General features: G+C 48.3%; 13 protein-coding genes. 4 read left to right on the top strand and 9 right to left on the bottom strand.

The window, feature by feature from the left end; translation table 11 throughout:
• Positions 1-35: 35 nt before the first annotated feature.
• Positions 36-959, top strand: coding sequence for a site-specific tyrosine recombinase XerD (gene xerD, locus BGO59_RS09200; protein ID WP_293683328.1), 924 nt, complete (start codon positions 36-38; stop codon positions 957-959).
• Between the two features lie 153 nt (positions 960-1112).
• On the opposite strand, the gene BGO59_RS09195 is transcribed toward xerD, so the two are convergent.
• The gene (locus BGO59_RS09195; RefSeq protein ID WP_293683327.1) at positions 1113-1649 is read right to left on the bottom strand and encodes a hypothetical protein; all 537 of its coding nucleotides are present in this window, start codon (positions 1647-1649) and stop codon (positions 1113-1115) included.
• Between the two features lie 75 nt (positions 1650-1724).
• Here BGO59_RS09195 and BGO59_RS09190 point away from each other — a divergent pair, with 75 nt between their 5' ends.
• Positions 1725-2918, top strand: coding sequence for an aminotransferase class V-fold PLP-dependent enzyme (locus tag BGO59_RS09190; RefSeq protein ID WP_293683627.1), 1194 nt, complete (start codon positions 1725-1727; stop codon positions 2916-2918).
• A 133-nt stretch (positions 2919-3051) separates the two neighbouring features.
• On the opposite strand, the gene BGO59_RS09185 is transcribed toward BGO59_RS09190, so the two are convergent.
• The 3 genes from BGO59_RS09185 to BGO59_RS09175 form a co-directional block, all read right to left on the bottom strand.
• Entirely contained in the window at positions 3052-3441 is a 390-nt protein-coding gene (locus BGO59_RS09185) for a VOC family protein (protein WP_293683326.1), read from the bottom strand.
• A gap of 6 nt (positions 3442-3447) precedes the next feature.
• Positions 3448-3639 carry a hypothetical protein gene (locus BGO59_RS09180; protein ID WP_080056092.1) on the bottom strand — a complete coding sequence of 64 codons (192 nt, stop codon included), beginning with the start codon at positions 3637-3639 and terminating at the stop codon, positions 3448-3450.
• Between the two features lie 82 nt (positions 3640-3721).
• Positions 3722-4228, bottom strand: a complete 507-nt coding sequence (locus BGO59_RS09175) for a histidine phosphatase family protein (protein ID WP_293683325.1) — start codon at positions 4226-4228, stop codon at positions 3722-3724.
• Between the two features lie 166 nt (positions 4229-4394).
• Here BGO59_RS09175 and asnS point away from each other — a divergent pair, with 166 nt between their 5' ends.
• Together asnS and nuoH are read left to right on the top strand one after the other, a co-directional pair.
• Entirely contained in the window at positions 4395-5894 is a 1500-nt protein-coding gene (gene asnS / locus BGO59_RS09170) for an asparagine--tRNA ligase (RefSeq protein WP_293683324.1), read from the top strand.
• Positions 5895-5991: 97 nt separating this feature from the next.
• Complete coding sequence (gene nuoH, locus BGO59_RS09165; RefSeq protein WP_293683323.1) at positions 5992-7074, top strand: NADH-quinone oxidoreductase subunit NuoH; 1083 nt, start codon at positions 5992-5994, stop codon at positions 7072-7074.
• Positions 7075-7168: 94 nt separating this feature from the next.
• On the opposite strand, the gene BGO59_RS09160 is transcribed toward nuoH, so the two are convergent.
• The 5 genes from BGO59_RS09160 to BGO59_RS09140 all read right to left on the bottom strand — a co-directional run bounded on the left by BGO59_RS09160 (position 7169) and on the right by BGO59_RS09140 (position 16243).
• Positions 7169-7861: a sulfite oxidase-like oxidoreductase gene (locus tag BGO59_RS09160; RefSeq protein WP_293683322.1), complete on the bottom strand. Its 693-nt coding sequence runs from the start codon at positions 7859-7861 to the stop codon at positions 7169-7171.
• Positions 7862-8033: 172 nt separating this feature from the next.
• The gene (gene pheA / locus BGO59_RS09155; protein ID WP_293683321.1) at positions 8034-9107 is read right to left on the bottom strand and encodes a prephenate dehydratase; all 1074 of its coding nucleotides are present in this window, start codon (positions 9105-9107) and stop codon (positions 8034-8036) included.
• Positions 9108-9375: 268 nt separating this feature from the next.
• Positions 9376-10854, bottom strand: a complete 1479-nt coding sequence (locus BGO59_RS09150) for a RagB/SusD family nutrient uptake outer membrane protein (protein ID WP_293683320.1) — start codon at positions 10852-10854, stop codon at positions 9376-9378.
• An 18-nt stretch (positions 10855-10872) separates the two neighbouring features.
• A complete protein-coding gene (locus tag BGO59_RS09145) occupies positions 10873-14049 on the bottom strand; it encodes a TonB-dependent receptor (protein ID WP_293683319.1) in 3177 nt (1058 codons plus the stop codon).
• A gap of 298 nt (positions 14050-14347) precedes the next feature.
• Positions 14348-16243, bottom strand: a complete 1896-nt coding sequence (locus tag BGO59_RS09140; protein WP_293683318.1) for a DNA topoisomerase IV subunit B — start codon at positions 16241-16243, stop codon at positions 14348-14350.
• Between the last annotated feature and the right edge of the window lie 143 nt (positions 16244-16386).

Genomic DNA, 16386 nt, shown 5'->3' with positions numbered 1-16386 from the left:
CCATTATTCATTTAACATTATTCATTCACCATCCTATGTGGCAAAGTTATATAAACGCCTTTAAGAACTACCTCAAGCTGGAGCGATCGCTGGCCGAAAATTCGGTAGAAGCGTATCTGCACGACGCCGAGAAACTGTACGAATACATCCTTCTGACCGATCCTGCCCGTACACCCATGCAGGTAACCGAAAAAGAGTTAATGAATTTTCTGAAGTATCTGGGCGAACTTGGTTTGTCAGCCCATAGTCAGGGACGGATGCTGTCGGGATTAAAATCTTTTTTTAAATACCTGCTCCTCGAAAATCTGATTCAGCACGACCCAACTCAGCAGCTCAAGGGGCCTAAACTGGGGCGTCAACTACCTGACACCCTAAGTTTCCCAGAAGTAGAAGCCATTCTGAGCGCTATTGACCTTTCAACACCGGGCGGCACTCGCGATCGGGCGATGCTCGAAGTCCTCTACAGTTCCGGGCTTCGGGTTTCTGAATTACTCAATCTGCGCCTGACCAACTGCTTTTTCGATGCGGGCTTCATCCGGGTGCTGGGCAAGGGCGACAAAGTTCGGCTGGTTCCCATCGGCGACGACGCCATGCACTATACGCGGCTCTATATACAGCACGTACGCAGTCAGTTGGATGTGCAAAAAGGCGATGAGGACACTATATTTTTGAATTTACGTGGGAAACAGCTTTCGCGTATTTCGGTATTTACAACCATAAAAAAACTAGCAACCGAGACCGGGATCAAAAAAACGATCAGTCCGCACACCTTCCGACACTCCTTTGCCACTCACCTCATCGAAGGCGGGGCCGACCTACGGGCCGTTCAGCAAATGCTTGGTCACGAATCCATCACTACCACTGAAATCTACACCCACCTCGACCGTGACTATCTCCAGCAAACCCTACGGGAGTATCATCCAAGAGCCAGGGGATTTAAAGAGCGAAAGAGCGAATGAGCGAAAGAGTGAAAATGGTATGCGCCAGCATTCCGCTCTTTCACTCTTTCGCTCTTTAAAAAAAGTCCCCGCCACTGAAACAGTAGCGGGGAGCCTCCAATCTAACTAACCCAAAACTATATGAAATAGTTGTGTTTTGACCGAGCGTTATCGCTAAGCATCAGCCAATGACTTTTCACCCACGAATTGCTGATTCTGATTCTTAAACAGTAAGTTGAACGAAGTCAGACTACCGTAAATCCGGGTGATATATTGTTGAATATTGATCTTCTCTTCGTCATCGAGGGCACTGGCATTTACCCGCTGTTCGAGTACCCGAAGACGGTCGCGCACCATCACGACTTTATGGAAGAATGCATCAATAGGCATTTCTTTTTGTGCCAGATCGGCCCGACCGGGTTTCAGGATAAGTTTGCCGCCTTTCCATTTATCGCCGAGCGGGACAATTTCCGTCTGATCGACCCAGCGCTGAAGAACCCGAGTGAGTGACTGTTCAACATCGAACAGACTAACCAGGTCACCATCGGGTTCCAACGCTTCAAGGATACTGAGTGGTGTGTCGAATTTGATTACCTTCACACCATGCTCGATAAACGTAATTGTATAGCCATTGGCTTTTAGGTTGATGACAACGCCATCACCAAATTCTTCGTGACGAACACGGGAGCCAATGCCTAGTAATGTAGTCATTTTATGGGGTAGATTTTAGGTTTCATTTACGTCTTTACAAACCCCGTGCCAATTTTTTCAGCGATCAACTTTTATATGCTCATCAACACAACTCCACTTGGCTCGCAAAAGCATCAGTTTAGTTTACCGCAACCTATTCATTACCTGAATTGTGCTACCCGCGCTCCATTTAGTCGAGCCGTTGAACAGGCGGGCCATACAGCTCTCAGTCAACAGGCCGATCCGTTTGGCTTAAAACCCGACGATTTTTTTACGGGTGCTGTTCGTGTACGGGCTCTTTTTTCTGAATTGATCAATAATCCTGACCCCGAACGCATCGCCGTAGTCCCATCGGTTTCTTATGGTATGGGCGTAGTAGCTCGTAACCTCCATCGAAAATCAGGCATCCGGGCCGGTCAGAAAATTGTGATGATCAGCGATGAATTTCCGAGTGATGTCTACGCCTGGGATCGTGTATGTACCGAGCTTGGTTTAACAGTCGTGACCGTAGCTATGCCTGCTGAATTCCCGAAAAGCGAGCTTTGGAATCAGCGGCTGCTGGATGCTATTGATGCCAATACAGCACTGGTGGTTGTGCCTCCCGTTCATTGGATGTATGGTATCCGATTCGATCTGGAAACTATCAGCAAACGGGTCAGAAATGTAGGTTCCTGGCTGGTGATCGATGGTACTCAGGCGATAGGCGCACTCCCTTTCGATCTGGAAGCTATTCAACCCGACGCAGTTGTTTGTGCGGGATACAAATGGCTGATGGGGCCTTACTCAATGGGGCTAGCCTATTTCGGCTCAGCATTCGATGAGGGGATTCCGCTGGAAGAAAGTTGGATGAGTCGGCTCGATAGCAATCAGTTTCATAAATTAATGGACTATCAGCCGGTTTATCGGCCAAAAGCGTATCGGTATAACGTTGGAGAACATACGCATTTCCTGCAAATGCCCATGCTTGAGACCGCCTTAACCCAACTTATCGACTGGCAACCCTCCCGTATTCAGGCTTACGCAAAGACCTTACTGGCCGATGCCTGGCCTATTCTTGAGAAATTCGGATGCCGCATCGAACCCGAAAGCGATACCACCGGCCGTAGCCATCATCTGGTAGGGTTATGGCTCCCCGAGCAGACCGATCCTATGACCGTTCAACAAGCGCTTTTAAAAAAGAATGTTTCCGTTTCGGCCCGTGCCCGCGTCCTACGCATTGCTCCGCATGTATACAACGATGCCAATGACGTTGACGCTCTAGTTGAGGTATTAAGTGAGACACTCATGTAGAGACGCCATACCTGGCGTCTCATATGCGTCAGCAATTGCGTCTCATACACGTCAACAACTGCGTCTCATACGCGTCAGCCATAACGTTTCTGATTAAACGAGCCATCCGGTCAGGAGACGCAAGGATGCGTCTCTACAATTCATACAACTCCAGCGGTAGTGCATCCGGGTCGGCAAAGAAGGTGAACCGACACCCCGTATGTTCGTCAACGCGAATGGGTTCCGTTGCTACTCCCTGTTCGTTCAGATGTTGAATAGCATCATCCAGATCAGCCACGGCAAAGGCAAGATGGCGCAGCCCGGCAGCTTCAGGTCTGGACGGCCGTTTGGGTGGTTCAGGAAACGAGAAAAGCTCAATCAGGTAGCTGCCATTCAACGCCAGATCCAGTTTATACGACTGCCGTTCAGCTCGATAATATTCGCCCAGTATCGTAAACCCCAGTATCTCCGTATAAAACTGCTTCGACCGTTCATAGTCGGAACAGATAATGGCAATGTGATGAACAGCACTCAGTTGCAGCATAGCGAATCAGGGGTTAAGCAGTGTATCTGTCGCCATGGTATCGGCAACGGTACCATCCTTGGGTGGCAACGCCCGTTCAACCTCCCGACGCTTATTCCAGGGAGCCGTTGTGCGACGGGCCATATCAATGGTAAACAAGATCACAAGGGTTGTGAATGCAATAAAAACAATTACGAATATCCGACGATTGCGATTCATTAATCAAGAAAATGGACAATGACGTTTATTATATGATTCATGATTGGCCCTTCAGCCACCAGTGTTCATAATACATTTTACATTATTCATTAATTGGCAATTGCTTGGGACCAATTTGAAATTCCAAGCTTCCGGTTCGGCCAGAAATTTCAGCCCAGTTCAGATTGCCGAAAGTAATAGCTAACACAGCGCCTTTACTCATGGAACCAATATCCTTGTGCGTCAGGAATTCGCCGAGATACGACACATCAGGGTTATGTCCCACGATCATGGCCGTCTGGACGGTAGCGGGTAGCCGATTCAAAGCGGCCAGATAAGCCTTTGGCCCTCCCTCGTACAGAAACTGATTCAGCTCGATTCGGGCGGTATCAAATCCGGTTTGTTCGGCAATTACTTTTGCTGTGTCTTTAGCACGAGGGGCTGTGCTGCTGATAATCACATCTGGCAATACAGATTTTTCATGAAGGTAGCGCCCCATTCGGGCAGCAGCAATGATGCCATCCGCAGTAAGCTGTCGGTCATGATCAGTCATAAACATGGCCCGGTCTTCTGCTTTTGCGTGGCGAACGATATACAACGTTATCGGCATGGTGTCTCAAGTATGTGGGTATGTTGTCTCAATTAACGCAAAAATAAGGCCGTAATCACCCCTGACCTACACTCTTGTGATTTTACGGATTAAAATTGTTTATCGGCTATTCAACCGACAATCCGTACTTTTGCGACCACAATCATTACAGGGTCCCCATTTTAGTATGAGTTACTTACCGATAAAGCAGTTATTGAAAGCTTCTTCTGGCGTGGATTCGTCCCGCATGGATTCGCCTGTTGGCACTACCGTGACCGTAAAGGGCTGGGTTCGTACAAAACGTGAAAGTAAGAACGCCGTTTTCATCGCTCTTAACGATGGCTCTACCATACAGAATATTCAGGCGGTAGCCGAGGCTGGCCAGCTTCCCGAAGACACGCTCAAACTCATCACGACAGGTTCCTGCCTGGCTATTACAGGGCAAATTGTGGAGTCGCAGGGGTCGGGGCAGGCGATAGAAGTTAAAATTACCGATGTTGTCATTTACGGTACGGCTGATCCTGAAAAGTATCCGCTTCAACCCAAACGGCACTCGCTGGAGTTTTTACGGGAAATTGCTCACCTGCGCCCCCGAACCAACACGTTCAGTGCGATTCTGCGCATTCGGCATGCATTGGCCTTTGCCATTCATAAATACTTCAACGACAACGGTTTTTTCTACCTCAATACCCCTATAATAACCGCTTCAGATGCTGAAGGGGCTGGTGAAATGTTTCGGGTAACCACGCTTGATGCAATCAAACCTCCGCTAACTGAAGACGGCAAAGTTGATTATAACCAGGACTTCTTTGGCCGCGAAACAAACCTGACCGTATCAGGACAGTTGGAAGGCGAATTAGGTGCTATGGCGCTGGGTAAGATTTACACCTTCGGTCCCACGTTCCGCGCTGAAAACTCCAATACGACCCGTCACCTGGCCGAGTTCTGGATGATTGAGCCCGAAATGGCGTTCTATGAACTGAAAGATAACATGAACCTGGCTGAGGATTTCGTCAAAACCGTTATTCGATACGCTCTTCAGCACTGTGCCGATGATCTGGCTTTTCTGGACAACCGACTCAAGGAGGAGGAAAAAACCAAAAAGAAAGAAGAGCAGAGTGAGCTGGGCCTGCTTGAAAAACTCCAGTTTGTGATTAACAACGAGTTTGTGCGGCTCACCTATACCGAAGCGGTCGATATTCTGATGAATTCGAAACCCGCCAAGAAAGGTCAGTTCCAGTTTGAGGTAAAATGGGGGATTGATCTTCAGTCGGAACATGAGCGGTATCTGGTCGAAAAGCATTTCAAGAAACCCGTTATTCTGACCAACTACCCGCGTGCCATTAAGGCGTTCTATATGAAACAGGATGTTGAACCCGCTACCAACGCCCGCGGGGAGGTTTTTGGCCCTACTGTTCGGGCTATGGACGTCCTGTTCCCCGGCATTGGTGAAATCATTGGGGGTTCACAACGGGAAGAGGATCTGGATAAACTGGTTGCTCGAATGCAGGAAGTGGGGATTGATCCCGAAGCCATCTGGTGGTATCTGGATACGCGTCGCTTCGGCACCGCTCCCCACGCTGGTTTTGGATTAGGTTTCGAACGTCTGGTTCTGTTCGTTACGGGCATGGGCAATATCCGCGATGTCATCCCATTCCCCAGAGCCCCAAAAACAGCCGAGTTTTAATTAATGATTGAATGATTGAATTGATGAATGATTGAATAGGCTTACGCTTACCTTCCATTCCTCAATTCAATCATTTAACAATTCAGTCATTTATAGCATGTTTGCGCTCCCTATTTTTCTGGCCATGGCTTCCGGCTTTGTTGTCGTTGGGGTTTATACCGAACGGAAAGTATCGGCCTTTATGCAAGACCGGCTTGGCCCTATGGAAACCGGGAAATGGGGACTGCTGCAACTCTTCGCCGATTTGCTGAAGCTCCTTCAGAAAGAAGATATTGTTCCTACAGCCGCCGATCGTCGGTTATTTCTGCTGGCTCCCTCTATCATTTTTGCATCGGTCTTTGCGGGCTTCGCGGTGCTCCCTCTAACTCCTGACTTCCAGGGATCTAAAGCCGATGTTGGGGTCTTTTACCTGATGGCTATTGTCTCATTCGATGTGGTAGGCATCCTGATGGCGGGCTGGGGGTCGAACAATAAGTACTCACTGTTTGGGGCCATGCGGTCCGTAGCACAGATTATTTCCTATGAAATTCCTCTTGGGCTGACCATCCTTTGTGTGGTGATGATATGCCAGACCCTGAATTTACAGGACATTAGTTTTCAGCAGGGAATTTTTGGACACGAGACTAACTACTTGTTTGGGCTAAAAGCCTTAGGCATCGACGTATCGACCTGGGGCGGTATTTTTAGCTGGAACATCCTTCGGAATCCGTTTTTGCTCTTTGCCTACGTCATCTTTTTCATCTGTACACTGGCCGAAAGTAACCGGGCTCCGTTCGACCTGCCCGAGGGTGAATCAGAAATCGTCGCCGGATTTCATACGGAATATTCCGGGATGCGATTTGCATTGCTTTACCTGTCCGAATACGCCATGATGCTGCTGGTATCGTTTCTGGGTGCCGTTCTGTTTTTGGGAAGCTGGAATACACCATTTCCTAACATTGGCCCGCTTCGGCTGGCCGACTGGACAAGTGGCACGCCGGGCAGTGTGTGGGGGCATATTACAGGCGGCTTCTGGCTGTTGTCGAAAGCCTTTTTCGCCGTCCTGATTCAGATGTGGGTACGCTGGACTTTCCCGCGCGTCCGGGTCGATCAGATGATGTTCCTTTGCTGGAAGGTACTGACACCGGCAGCCATTCTTTTATTGCTTATTTCCGGCATCTGGCGACTATTAATGATTTAAGGGAACCATCTTGCAATCGACTTCAGCCGTAATAAAACGAAACTCCCCGAAAGCTTTACACGTTCGGGGAGTTTCGTTTTACTCAGTTTATATTTCAAGAATAGCGGTCGTTTCGCCAGGGGTAGGCCGTATTCGAATAGCCACGTTCTTCCCAGAATCCGAGTTGGTTTTTCGGTAAAAACTCGATGCGTTTAATCCACTTCGCTCCTTTCCAGGCATACAGTTGGGGGGTAATCATCCGCAACGGGCCACCATGTTCACGCGGTAACGGTTGGCCATCGGCGGTATGCACCAGCAGCACATCAGGCTTAAGGGCTTCTTCGAGCGATACGTTGGTCGAGTACCCATCGTAGCCGTAACACATCACATGCGTGGCTGTTCCTTTCGGGTCAACCAGGGCGGCTAAATCCATAAATCGAACCCCTACCCACGGAATATCCAGCCGCGACCAGGTGGTTACGCAATGAAAATCACTCGTATCTTCTACTTGTGGTAATGCCAGAAAATCCTCCCATTTGAGCCGAACCGGATGGTTCACTTCGCCATCGATCGCTAACTGCCATTTATCAAGCGGAATATTGGGCTGATAACCCAAATCCAGTACAGGCCATTTTGTGGTGACTGTCTGCCCTACCGGAACCGTTGGCATCCCATGTCGATTGTCTGGGCCTGAGCCTCTTGGCTTTTCATCGGTCATGGATGGGGTCTGTGCCATTTTCTCCTCAAAGCGACGTTTGAGTTTCATCCGGGCTTCGACTATTCGCTCTGTTTTATCGTTCGATTCCATGCCTCTATAAGCAATTTTAGACCGAAAAAGTTACAGCAATCAACGGGGATTTCTTGCTACTGGAAACAGGGTTATTCGTCATTTGATTGTCATTGCAGGTCATACGTTATTATGCGTTGTGCCATTCTTGTGCAATGGCTACAAACCCAATAATGACCGTCAACAACTACAACTAGGCGACCCGTACATAGCTACCCAGCCACTTCACTTCGGCCGCATGATGGTTCAGAATTTCCTGTAAATCGGGGTCGTTGGCGTGACCTTCGCATTCCAGCAAAAACCAGTAGCGGAATGTAGCGCCTTCACGCAAAGGGCGGCTTTCAATTTTCGTCAGATTGATCCGCCGAGCATTGAATTCCTGCAGAAATTCGGCCAGTACCCCCGGCGAATCCGTATTCTGAAGCTTCGCAATCAGGGTTGTTTTATCGTGCCCGCTAGGTTGATTGACAAAATCTTTCGCCAGGATCAGGAATCGGGTTCGGTTCAGATCGCTGTTTTCAATATTGTCGAACAGAATGGGGACATCAAACAGCTTTGCCGCAATGCCCGAACAAACGGCAGCCGCAGTCGGTTGTTGCGAGGCCAGTTTAGCTGCTTTTGAGGTGGATTCGACAGGAACCAGCTCAGGGCTGAGCCCGTCAAAATAGTCATGCAGGAACCGGCTGCATTGACCGAAGGCAATATCTTTCGAGTAGATATGGGTAATATCGGCCAGGTTCTCAGCCTTTGTGGCAAATGTAAAATGAACGGGAATCTGAATCTCGGCCGCAATCCGCAGGTCTTTTTCCAGCAGCAAATCGATAGCCTCTTCCACAACGCCCTCCTGATTGTTTTCAATGGGCACAACGCCAAAGCGAACCCGTCCCGTTTCGACACTTTCGAATACCGACCGAATATTAGGCAGAGCCAGATAGGTACTCATCGCGCCAAACCGACTTTCGGCAGCCTGATGGGTGAAACTCCCCTCCGGGCCTAAATAAGCCACTCGTTCGGGTAATTCCAGGTTTCGCGAAACGGCAAAAATTTCCAGGAATATAGCTTCAATAGCCGGGCGATTCAACAATCCGTTGTTCTGCTCATGTAGTCGATCAATGATCTGCTTTTCTCGTTCGGGCCGGTAGATAACGGCGTTGGTTGAACGTTTTAACTCGCCTACCTGACGAACCAGTTCCATGCGCTGATTGAGGAGCGTCAGAAGCTGATCGTCGAGAGAGTCGATTTGGTTACGAAGGGTTTCTAATGTCATTATGGCCATGCTTAATTCACAAAAGTACATTACGGGTTGCCTCCTGCAAACTTTATCCTTGACGCTGTTCAAACTTTTTAGACGAAGCGATCATTGACCGCAGAGGAGAATCTCAAACTAGTTCAAGCATCAACGTTGAGATTCCTCCCTGCGGCTGGCATGACAAAAAAGATTTTAATGGCACTATACTTAGCAGTATGATCCCTACCATACAAACGCGCCTGACCGAAATCCCGGTCAGGCGCGTTTTCAATCAACTAAAGGGTTACTATAGCGGGTTTTGTACAATTTTTGCATTCGCATTTATTTCGCGCCGTGGAATCAGGAACTCCCACTGGTTATCTCCGGCGGGGACGTCGAAAATTACCGATACGGCTGAGCTTAAGTTAGCCCCGTTCCGATTTAATGGTTGATTCAACCGCTTCAGGTCGGTAAACCGGAATCCTTCCCCCCAAAGCTCAACGCGACGATGGAACAGAATCTCATCGATCAGGTCATTGCCCGTTTTGGTTGACAGTTTATAGGACGGATCGCGCTGGCTTATCAGTGTAAACAGCGTGCTGGCAGCAGCCGCTGTATTGCCTAGCCGAGCCTGTGCTTCGGCTTCGATCAAATACATTTCGGCAGCACGCATATACGGTACATCGCCCATAGTACTGGTCGATGGGGTACCCGGCAGCTTGAATTTCTGTGTTATATAAGGAACCCGTACCCCGCCGGTAGGCACGATCGAATTGGCGGTTGTAGGGGCTTTAACCCACATTTTTGAGCGGACATCTGTCGTCGGAATCTGATCGTAAAGCTTGCTGTTGATCACTTTAGGATCTACCCGAATATTGGTCGAGTTGAAATTGCAGGAGATGTACGAATGATAGGCGCCAAAATACTCCGTCTGGTCTTCGAGGTGATCAAAGCCCCACATCCATTCTGGATTGCTGATATCCGAAAAACCGTCCTGATACTGTGTGGCTGTCATCGGCACATAGCTTTTACGGGCTTCAGCGGCATATTTTGCGGCATCGGTCCAATTTTGCTGGGCCAACGCTACCCGAGCCTGTAAACCTTTGATCACGTCCAAGTTAATGTGCGATTTATACGTGCGCGTTGTAGTCAGTAAGGTAGCCGCTTCGGCTAAATCTTTGTTGATCTGCGCATATACGTCTTCGACTGTTGCCCGAGGTAACCCTTCCGTCGTTGGCGAAAGCACCAGCGGCACGGCAAGCTGGCTATTGGGTTTCGAAGCGGCATTATAGCGCTTCCCAAACAGCTGTACCAGGTTAAAATACGAGAACGCCCGCAAACCCAGCGCTTCTCCTTTGATCTGATTGCGTTCCGTCTGCGCCCCTGCTGCGGCATCGATGTTGGCAATAGCGATGTTGGCATTACCAATTAGCCGATAATAAAGCTGGTATGGCAACTGATCGCCTACAGATGTTTCGGAGCGATGCGCCTGCCAGCGGGTTTCACCCAGGTGCCAGGTGTTCGATGTATTGGGAATGACCACATCTTCGCCCAACACATCCAGAATAATCATCATGGCGGGATGCCCAAAGTGCCCCTGTGAATCGAGGTAACGAACAATCATGGCGCGGTAAATACCGTTAATAGCCGCAGCCGCATTTTTGGTTGTAGCATAAGCCGCACCAGCATCAATACTTCCGGTGGGTGCTGTTTCCAGATACTCTTTGTCGCAGGCTGTTGTAAGCAGGCCTACGGCTATGGCAATCGTTAAAAATTTCAGTTTCATGAGTTGATGATGCTTGTCTTATAATGTAAATGAAACCCCCAGTACTACGCTCTTGGCCGGACTGAATACGTTGCTGGTTACGCCCGTGAAGGTCTGTTGCACGTTCATCCCTTTCCGATTCGACAGGATCAGGAAATTTTCAGCACTCAGATACACCTGTGCATTTTCCAGGAAAACCTTCCGGGCCAGCGTTGTTGGCAGTGCGTAGGATAGCGTCACCGAACGCAGGTTCAGGTAACTGGCATCAATGAGCCAACGATCAGAAGCCGCGTCAAAATCCGAAGTCCTGCCAGCATCCATACGTGGTACGTCGGTAACATCGCCCGGATTCCGCCAGCGCTTCAGAATGTCGACATGCTTGGCACTACCATACCCCCCTACGCTCATAAGCGCGGAATAGGCCGCATCGTAAGTTTTACCACCTATCTGATAAACAACCAGTGCCGAGAGCGATAACCCTTTGTATTTGAAGGTATTAGTAAAACCACCCATCAGTGCCGGAATCGATGATCCATTATAACGATAGCGTGCATTGTTTACACTGTTGGTTAGCGTATCCCCCTGCTCAGTAATGCGCGTGTTAGCCGCAACATAATTAGCCGCCCGATACTGTGCTTCACCATTGGCCGAGTTTACCCCTGCATACTCCCGCAACCAGTAATCATAGATTGACCGACCGACGGCCAGCTTTTTGGTACCATCGATAATCTCCGGGTTTTCGTCCGGCATTTTCGTGATCCGGTTCTTAAGGGTCGTCGCATTCAGATCAAGACGCCAGGTGAAATCTTTCGTCCGAACTGGCTCCAAGCCAAGCTCTACTTCGATACCGCGGTTATACATGGTACCAATATTCCGGGTGACGGTAGAGATACCTGACGACAGCGGCAGTGGAACATCAAAAATCAGGTTCGACGACTGCCGGTTGAAGTACTCAACCGTACCTGATACCCGTCCTTTAAACAGGCTAAACTCCAGGCCTACGTCAAAGGAATTACTCGATTCCCATGCCAGATTACGGTTTCCTAAGCTCGTTTGCAGAATCCCCGCTTCCGATGCGTTGTTCCAGCCTAATCCGTAAAGTGGCTGCCAGGCGTAGTAGCTGATGCTGGCCCCATCGGCTGTATTTCCACCGCCATCGTTACCCGTTTGCCCGTATGAGCTTCTTAATTTCAGCAAATTGATGCTCGGAATCGATCGAACAAATTCTTCCTGATCCAACCGCCATGCACCACTGACCGAATAGAAAGTACCCCAGCGCGAATCAGTGTAAAACTTACTCGAGCCATCCCGACGTACCGAACCCGAAAGGAAGTACTTCTGGTCATAATCGTAATTTACACGTGAGAAATACCCTTCTACCCGACGGGTGTTGAATACCGACGACAAATTGGTAGTTGTCGTGAAGTTCACCAGTTCATAATTTCCTTCCAGAATAAGCTGCGACCGTGAGCCCGCCAGGTTATTGTCGTTCACCTGGAAATTCTCATGCCCTACCAGCACTTCAACATTATGCTTTCCAAATCCTTTGTTGTAGTTCAGCAACTGGTTGAGGTTGTAACTAGCAATGTTCTGGAACTCATGAGAAGCACGACCCGCCGGAGCACCATCGCCTACTTCGGGGTTACCAAACGTATAGCCGTTGTAGTTGGTAATATCGGTACCAATATTCACTGAGAATTTAAAATCTTTCAGGAACGAAACCTCCGCAAAACCACGGGCACCTAATACATTTCGGCGAAAATAGTTTTGGTTCAACAATGTTTCAGCAACCGAATGGCGGCCACCAAACTGCGGACGAGCAGGCAATCCCAGTGCTGTCAGGTTACCATAATCCCACCGCCGATCGCCATTAGGCAGGAGCAGAAACTGGCCTGGATTAGCCGGATCATAGGCATAAACCGGATAGATCGGCCCCATATTGCGCGAGAAATAGAATGGATTTACGAAAGCCGTACTGCTACCGGCGTCGGCCTGATTCGATTTCGTAATCGTAGTCGAAATATTTGCCCCAGTCCGCAGCCATGGTTTCATCTGCGAGTTCACATTCAGGCGTCCCGTAAACCGATCATAGTCTGAACGAATCAGGTATCCCTTATCATTCAGGTACGAAAACGATACATAATAATCGGTCTTATTCTGTCCCCCCGACAACCCTACGGTTATCTCATCTCGATTTCCCTGCCGCATAATTGGCTTTTCCCAGTTCAGATCGTCGGGCGAGAACTTAAGCGTAGCCGTTGGATTCATCTGACCGTTTACATCCACGACCTGATTGTCCGGTACATTATATACGTTGTATCCAACGAGACTGATCAATCGGCTGGTTGCATCTGCATTAGCCGTTGCAAGTGCGACTGGGTTCGTAGCCCGATAGGCAACACTGTTTCGATACATTTCCCACATCAGCGGATAGTATTCGCCAACACCAACCCGATCGTACTCGGGCAAACCCCGCGTACTAAACCCTTTTGTGTAGCGTACATTGACGATACTCCGATCCTTCTGACCTTTTTTTGTCGTTACTACCACGACACCATTAGCCGCCCGCGACCCGTATAGTGCCGTAGAAGCGGCATCTTTCAGTACCGAAATACTCTCGATATCCCCAGGGCTGATATTGGCAATACTACCCGAATAAGGAACGCCATCAACCACATACAATGGATCGTTACCCGAAGAAATCGAACCAAAGCCCCGAATACGAATATCAGGGGCAGTACCGGGCTGTCCGCTACCAGCCGTTGTTTGAACACCGGCAATAGCCCCCGATAAAACCTGGCCAATATTCGTCGCAACTCGATTCTGAATCTTATTTTGATCAATAACACCCGCAGAGCCAGTAAATGCAGCTTTTTTAGCTGTACCGAAAGTCGTAACGATTACCTCATCCAGATTGGCCGCGTCGGGTGTCAGATCGACCGAAATCGTGGATTGGTTTCCGATTGCCATCTCTTTAGAGGCAAAACCAATAAAGCTGAATACGAGACGTCCACTGGCAGGCGCATTGATCCGGTACTTTCCTTCGGCATCGGTGGTTGTACCCCGCGAAGTACCTTTGAGCTGAACGCTTACCCCCGGTAAGCCGGCTCCGTCTTCCGACGATGTTACCCGACCAGATACAGTTACATCCTGTGCGAAAACGGGTAAACAGAAGACAATGGTTAGTAACCAACTAGTTAATAAAAGTTTTTTCATGAAGTGCTTTTAAGTGAATTTTACTTTAATCAATTTTTAATAAGCCGCAAAAATATGCTATAAATAGATATTAACAATATATAATTCCCAAAAAACTCATTATAACAATCTTTAATACCGAAATATAGAATTATTTGACATTATCAAGAATTTACATTAATTTCTTTTTAATTAAATTTTTAACCTTTGTTAATATATATTAGACTGAAATGACAAAAATTCGATACGTATAGGAACAAAAATGCTCACTGGACCTCCAGTGAGCATTTTTGTTCCTATACGTATCGATATTATCGGGCTAGGCAACCAGAGCCGCTTCTTCTACATCTTTTTCAATACGTAGGTTGTCGATAATAAAGCGCTGCCGCTCGGGCGTATTCTTGCCCATAAAATAGCTAAGCAGTTTGGGAATGGAAGTTTCCTTTTCCATAATAACAGGCTCTAGCCGCATATTTTCGCCAATGAATAACCCGAACTCCTCTGGCGATATCTCACCTAACCCCTTGAATCGGGTGATTTCAACCTTTTTGCCCCCCTTTGTCAGCTTATCAATGGCTTTTTTCTTCTCGTCGTCCGAATAACAATAGGTTGTTTCCTTATGGTTTTTCGGGTTCCGAACCCGAAATAAAGGCGTCTCTAATATATAGAGGTGGCCATTCCTGACAAGATCGGGAAAGAATTGGAGGAAGAAAGTTAGCATCAGTAATCGAATGTGCATGCCGTCGACATCAGCATCGGTAGAAACCACAATACGATTGTAGCGTAACCCTTCCAGACCATCTTCAATATCCAGTGCATGTTGAAGCAGGTTGAACTCTTCATTTTCATACACCACTTTCTTGGTTAGTCCGAAGCAGTTCAATGGCTTTCCACGCAAACTAAACACAGCCTGCGTTTGCACATTCCGTGATTTTGTGATCGACCCACTAGCCGAGTCTCCCTCGGTAATGAACAAGGTTGTCTGATAGCGATCATCCGCTTTCAGGTCGGACAGGTGGTTTCGGCAATCGCGTAGTTTTTTGTTATGCAGACTTGCCTTTTTGGCACGATCATTGGCCAGTTTTTTGATACCGGCAAGTTCCTTGCGTTCCCGTTCCGACTGTTCGATCCGCTTTTTGAGTGCATCGCGTACCGACGGGTTGATGTGCAGGTAATCATCCAGGCGTTCTTTCACAAAATCGCTTACAAATGATCGAACCGATTGGGCGTTTGGCTCAGGCGACATATTGACCGAACCTAATTTGGTCTTCGTCTGCGATTCAAACACCGGCTCCTGAACCCGAATACTGATGGCAGCGATGATACTGGCCCGAATATCAGTAGTTTCGTAGCTTTTGTCGTAATGTTTACGGATCGTTTCAACGACAGCTTCTTTCAAAGAATTGAGGTGCGTACCATGCTGGGTCGTATTCTGGCCGTTTACAAAGGAATAGTACTCTTCGCCATATTGATTGCCGTGAGTAAGCGCGATTTCGATGTCATGCCCTTTGAGGTGGATGATCGGATACCGTAGCGAATCTTCGTCGGTTTTATTCCGAAGCAGATCGAGAAGTCCATTCTGGGAAATGTATTTCTGCTTGTTGAAAACAATGGTCAGACCCGCATTCAGGTAGCAGTAATTCCAGATCATATTTTCCAGAAACTGCGGGATATAGTGAAAGTGCTTGAAGACGGTATCGTCGGGCTCGAAGCATATCAGGGTACCGTTGCGTTCAGACGAAACCTCCTCACCCTGTTGTTTTAGCTCACCACGTTCAAATTCAGCCCATACGGTTCGGCCTTCGCGAAACGACTGCACCCGGAAATAAGTGGACAATGCATTGACCGCTTTAGTACCCACTCCATTGAGTCCTACCGATTTCTGGAACGCCCCAGAGTCGTATTTCCCCCCGGTATTGATCTTCGATACTACCTCGACCACTTTACCGAGTGGAATGCCTCGACCAAAGTCACGAACTTCGACCCGATGGTCGGTTACCCGCACTTCAATCGTTTTACCGAAGCCCATTACGTGTTCGTCAATGCAGTTATCAATCGTTTCTTTCAGGAGAACGTAGATACCATCGTCGGCAGCCGATCCGTCGCCTAATTTACCAATATACATGCCTGGTCGCAGGCGAATGTGCTCACGCCAATCCAGCGAGCGGATGCTGTCTTCATTGTATTGAACCGGCTGGTTCAGAGATTCTGCCATGTTAGGTTAATGGATTAACTAAAAAAGTAGTAGTTTTGTGCCGCCCTTCCAGTACATCGGAAAAATCATACCATGTATAGCAAGAGGTATAAAACTTACCATTCAAAAGGAAACTGTTTAAAATCCAACAAAAGTTCGCTTAC

Origin of the sequence: Spirosoma sp. 48-14, from assembly GCF_001898575.1 — a bacterium.
In the GTDB taxonomy this organism is placed as follows: Bacteria; Bacteroidota; Bacteroidia; order Cytophagales; family Spirosomataceae; genus Spirosoma.
This window is presented reverse-complemented; position numbering and strand designations above follow the sequence as displayed.

Bases quoted from the DNA above. Each gene is read 5' to 3' on its own strand.
- nuoH (WP_293683323.1), top strand. From the start codon at position 5,992: ATGTTTGCGCTCCCTATTTTTCTGGCCATGGCTTCCGGCTTTGTTGTC.
- xerD (WP_293683328.1), top strand. From the start codon at position 36: ATGTGGCAAAGTTATATAAACGCCTTTAAGAACTACCTCAAGCTGGAG.
- BGO59_RS09150 (WP_293683320.1), bottom strand. From the start codon at position 10,854: ATGAAACTGAAATTTTTAACGATTGCCATAGCCGTAGGCCTGCTTACA.
- BGO59_RS09195 (WP_293683327.1), bottom strand. From the start codon at position 1,649: ATGACTACATTACTAGGCATTGGCTCCCGTGTTCGTCACGAAGAATTT.
- BGO59_RS09185 (WP_293683326.1), bottom strand. From the start codon at position 3,441: ATGCTGCAACTGAGTGCTGTTCATCACATTGCCATTATCTGTTCCGAC.
- BGO59_RS09180 (WP_080056092.1), bottom strand. From the start codon at position 3,639: ATGAATCGCAATCGTCGGATATTCGTAATTGTTTTTATTGCATTCACA.
- BGO59_RS09160 (WP_293683322.1), bottom strand. From the start codon at position 7,861: ATGGAATCGAACGATAAAACAGAGCGAATAGTCGAAGCCCGGATGAAA.
- BGO59_RS09145 (WP_293683319.1), bottom strand. From the start codon at position 14,049: ATGAAAAAACTTTTATTAACTAGTTGGTTACTAACCATTGTCTTCTGT.
- asnS (WP_293683324.1), top strand. From the start codon at position 4,395: ATGAGTTACTTACCGATAAAGCAGTTATTGAAAGCTTCTTCTGGCGTG.
- BGO59_RS09190 (WP_293683627.1), top strand. From the start codon at position 1,725: ATGCTCATCAACACAACTCCACTTGGCTCGCAAAAGCATCAGTTTAGT.
- BGO59_RS09175 (WP_293683325.1), bottom strand. From the start codon at position 4,228: ATGCCGATAACGTTGTATATCGTTCGCCACGCAAAAGCAGAAGACCGG.
- pheA (WP_293683321.1), bottom strand. From the start codon at position 9,107: ATGACATTAGAAACCCTTCGTAACCAAATCGACTCTCTCGACGATCAG.
- BGO59_RS09140 (WP_293683318.1), bottom strand. From the start codon at position 16,243: ATGGCAGAATCTCTGAACCAGCCGGTTCAATACAATGAAGACAGCATC.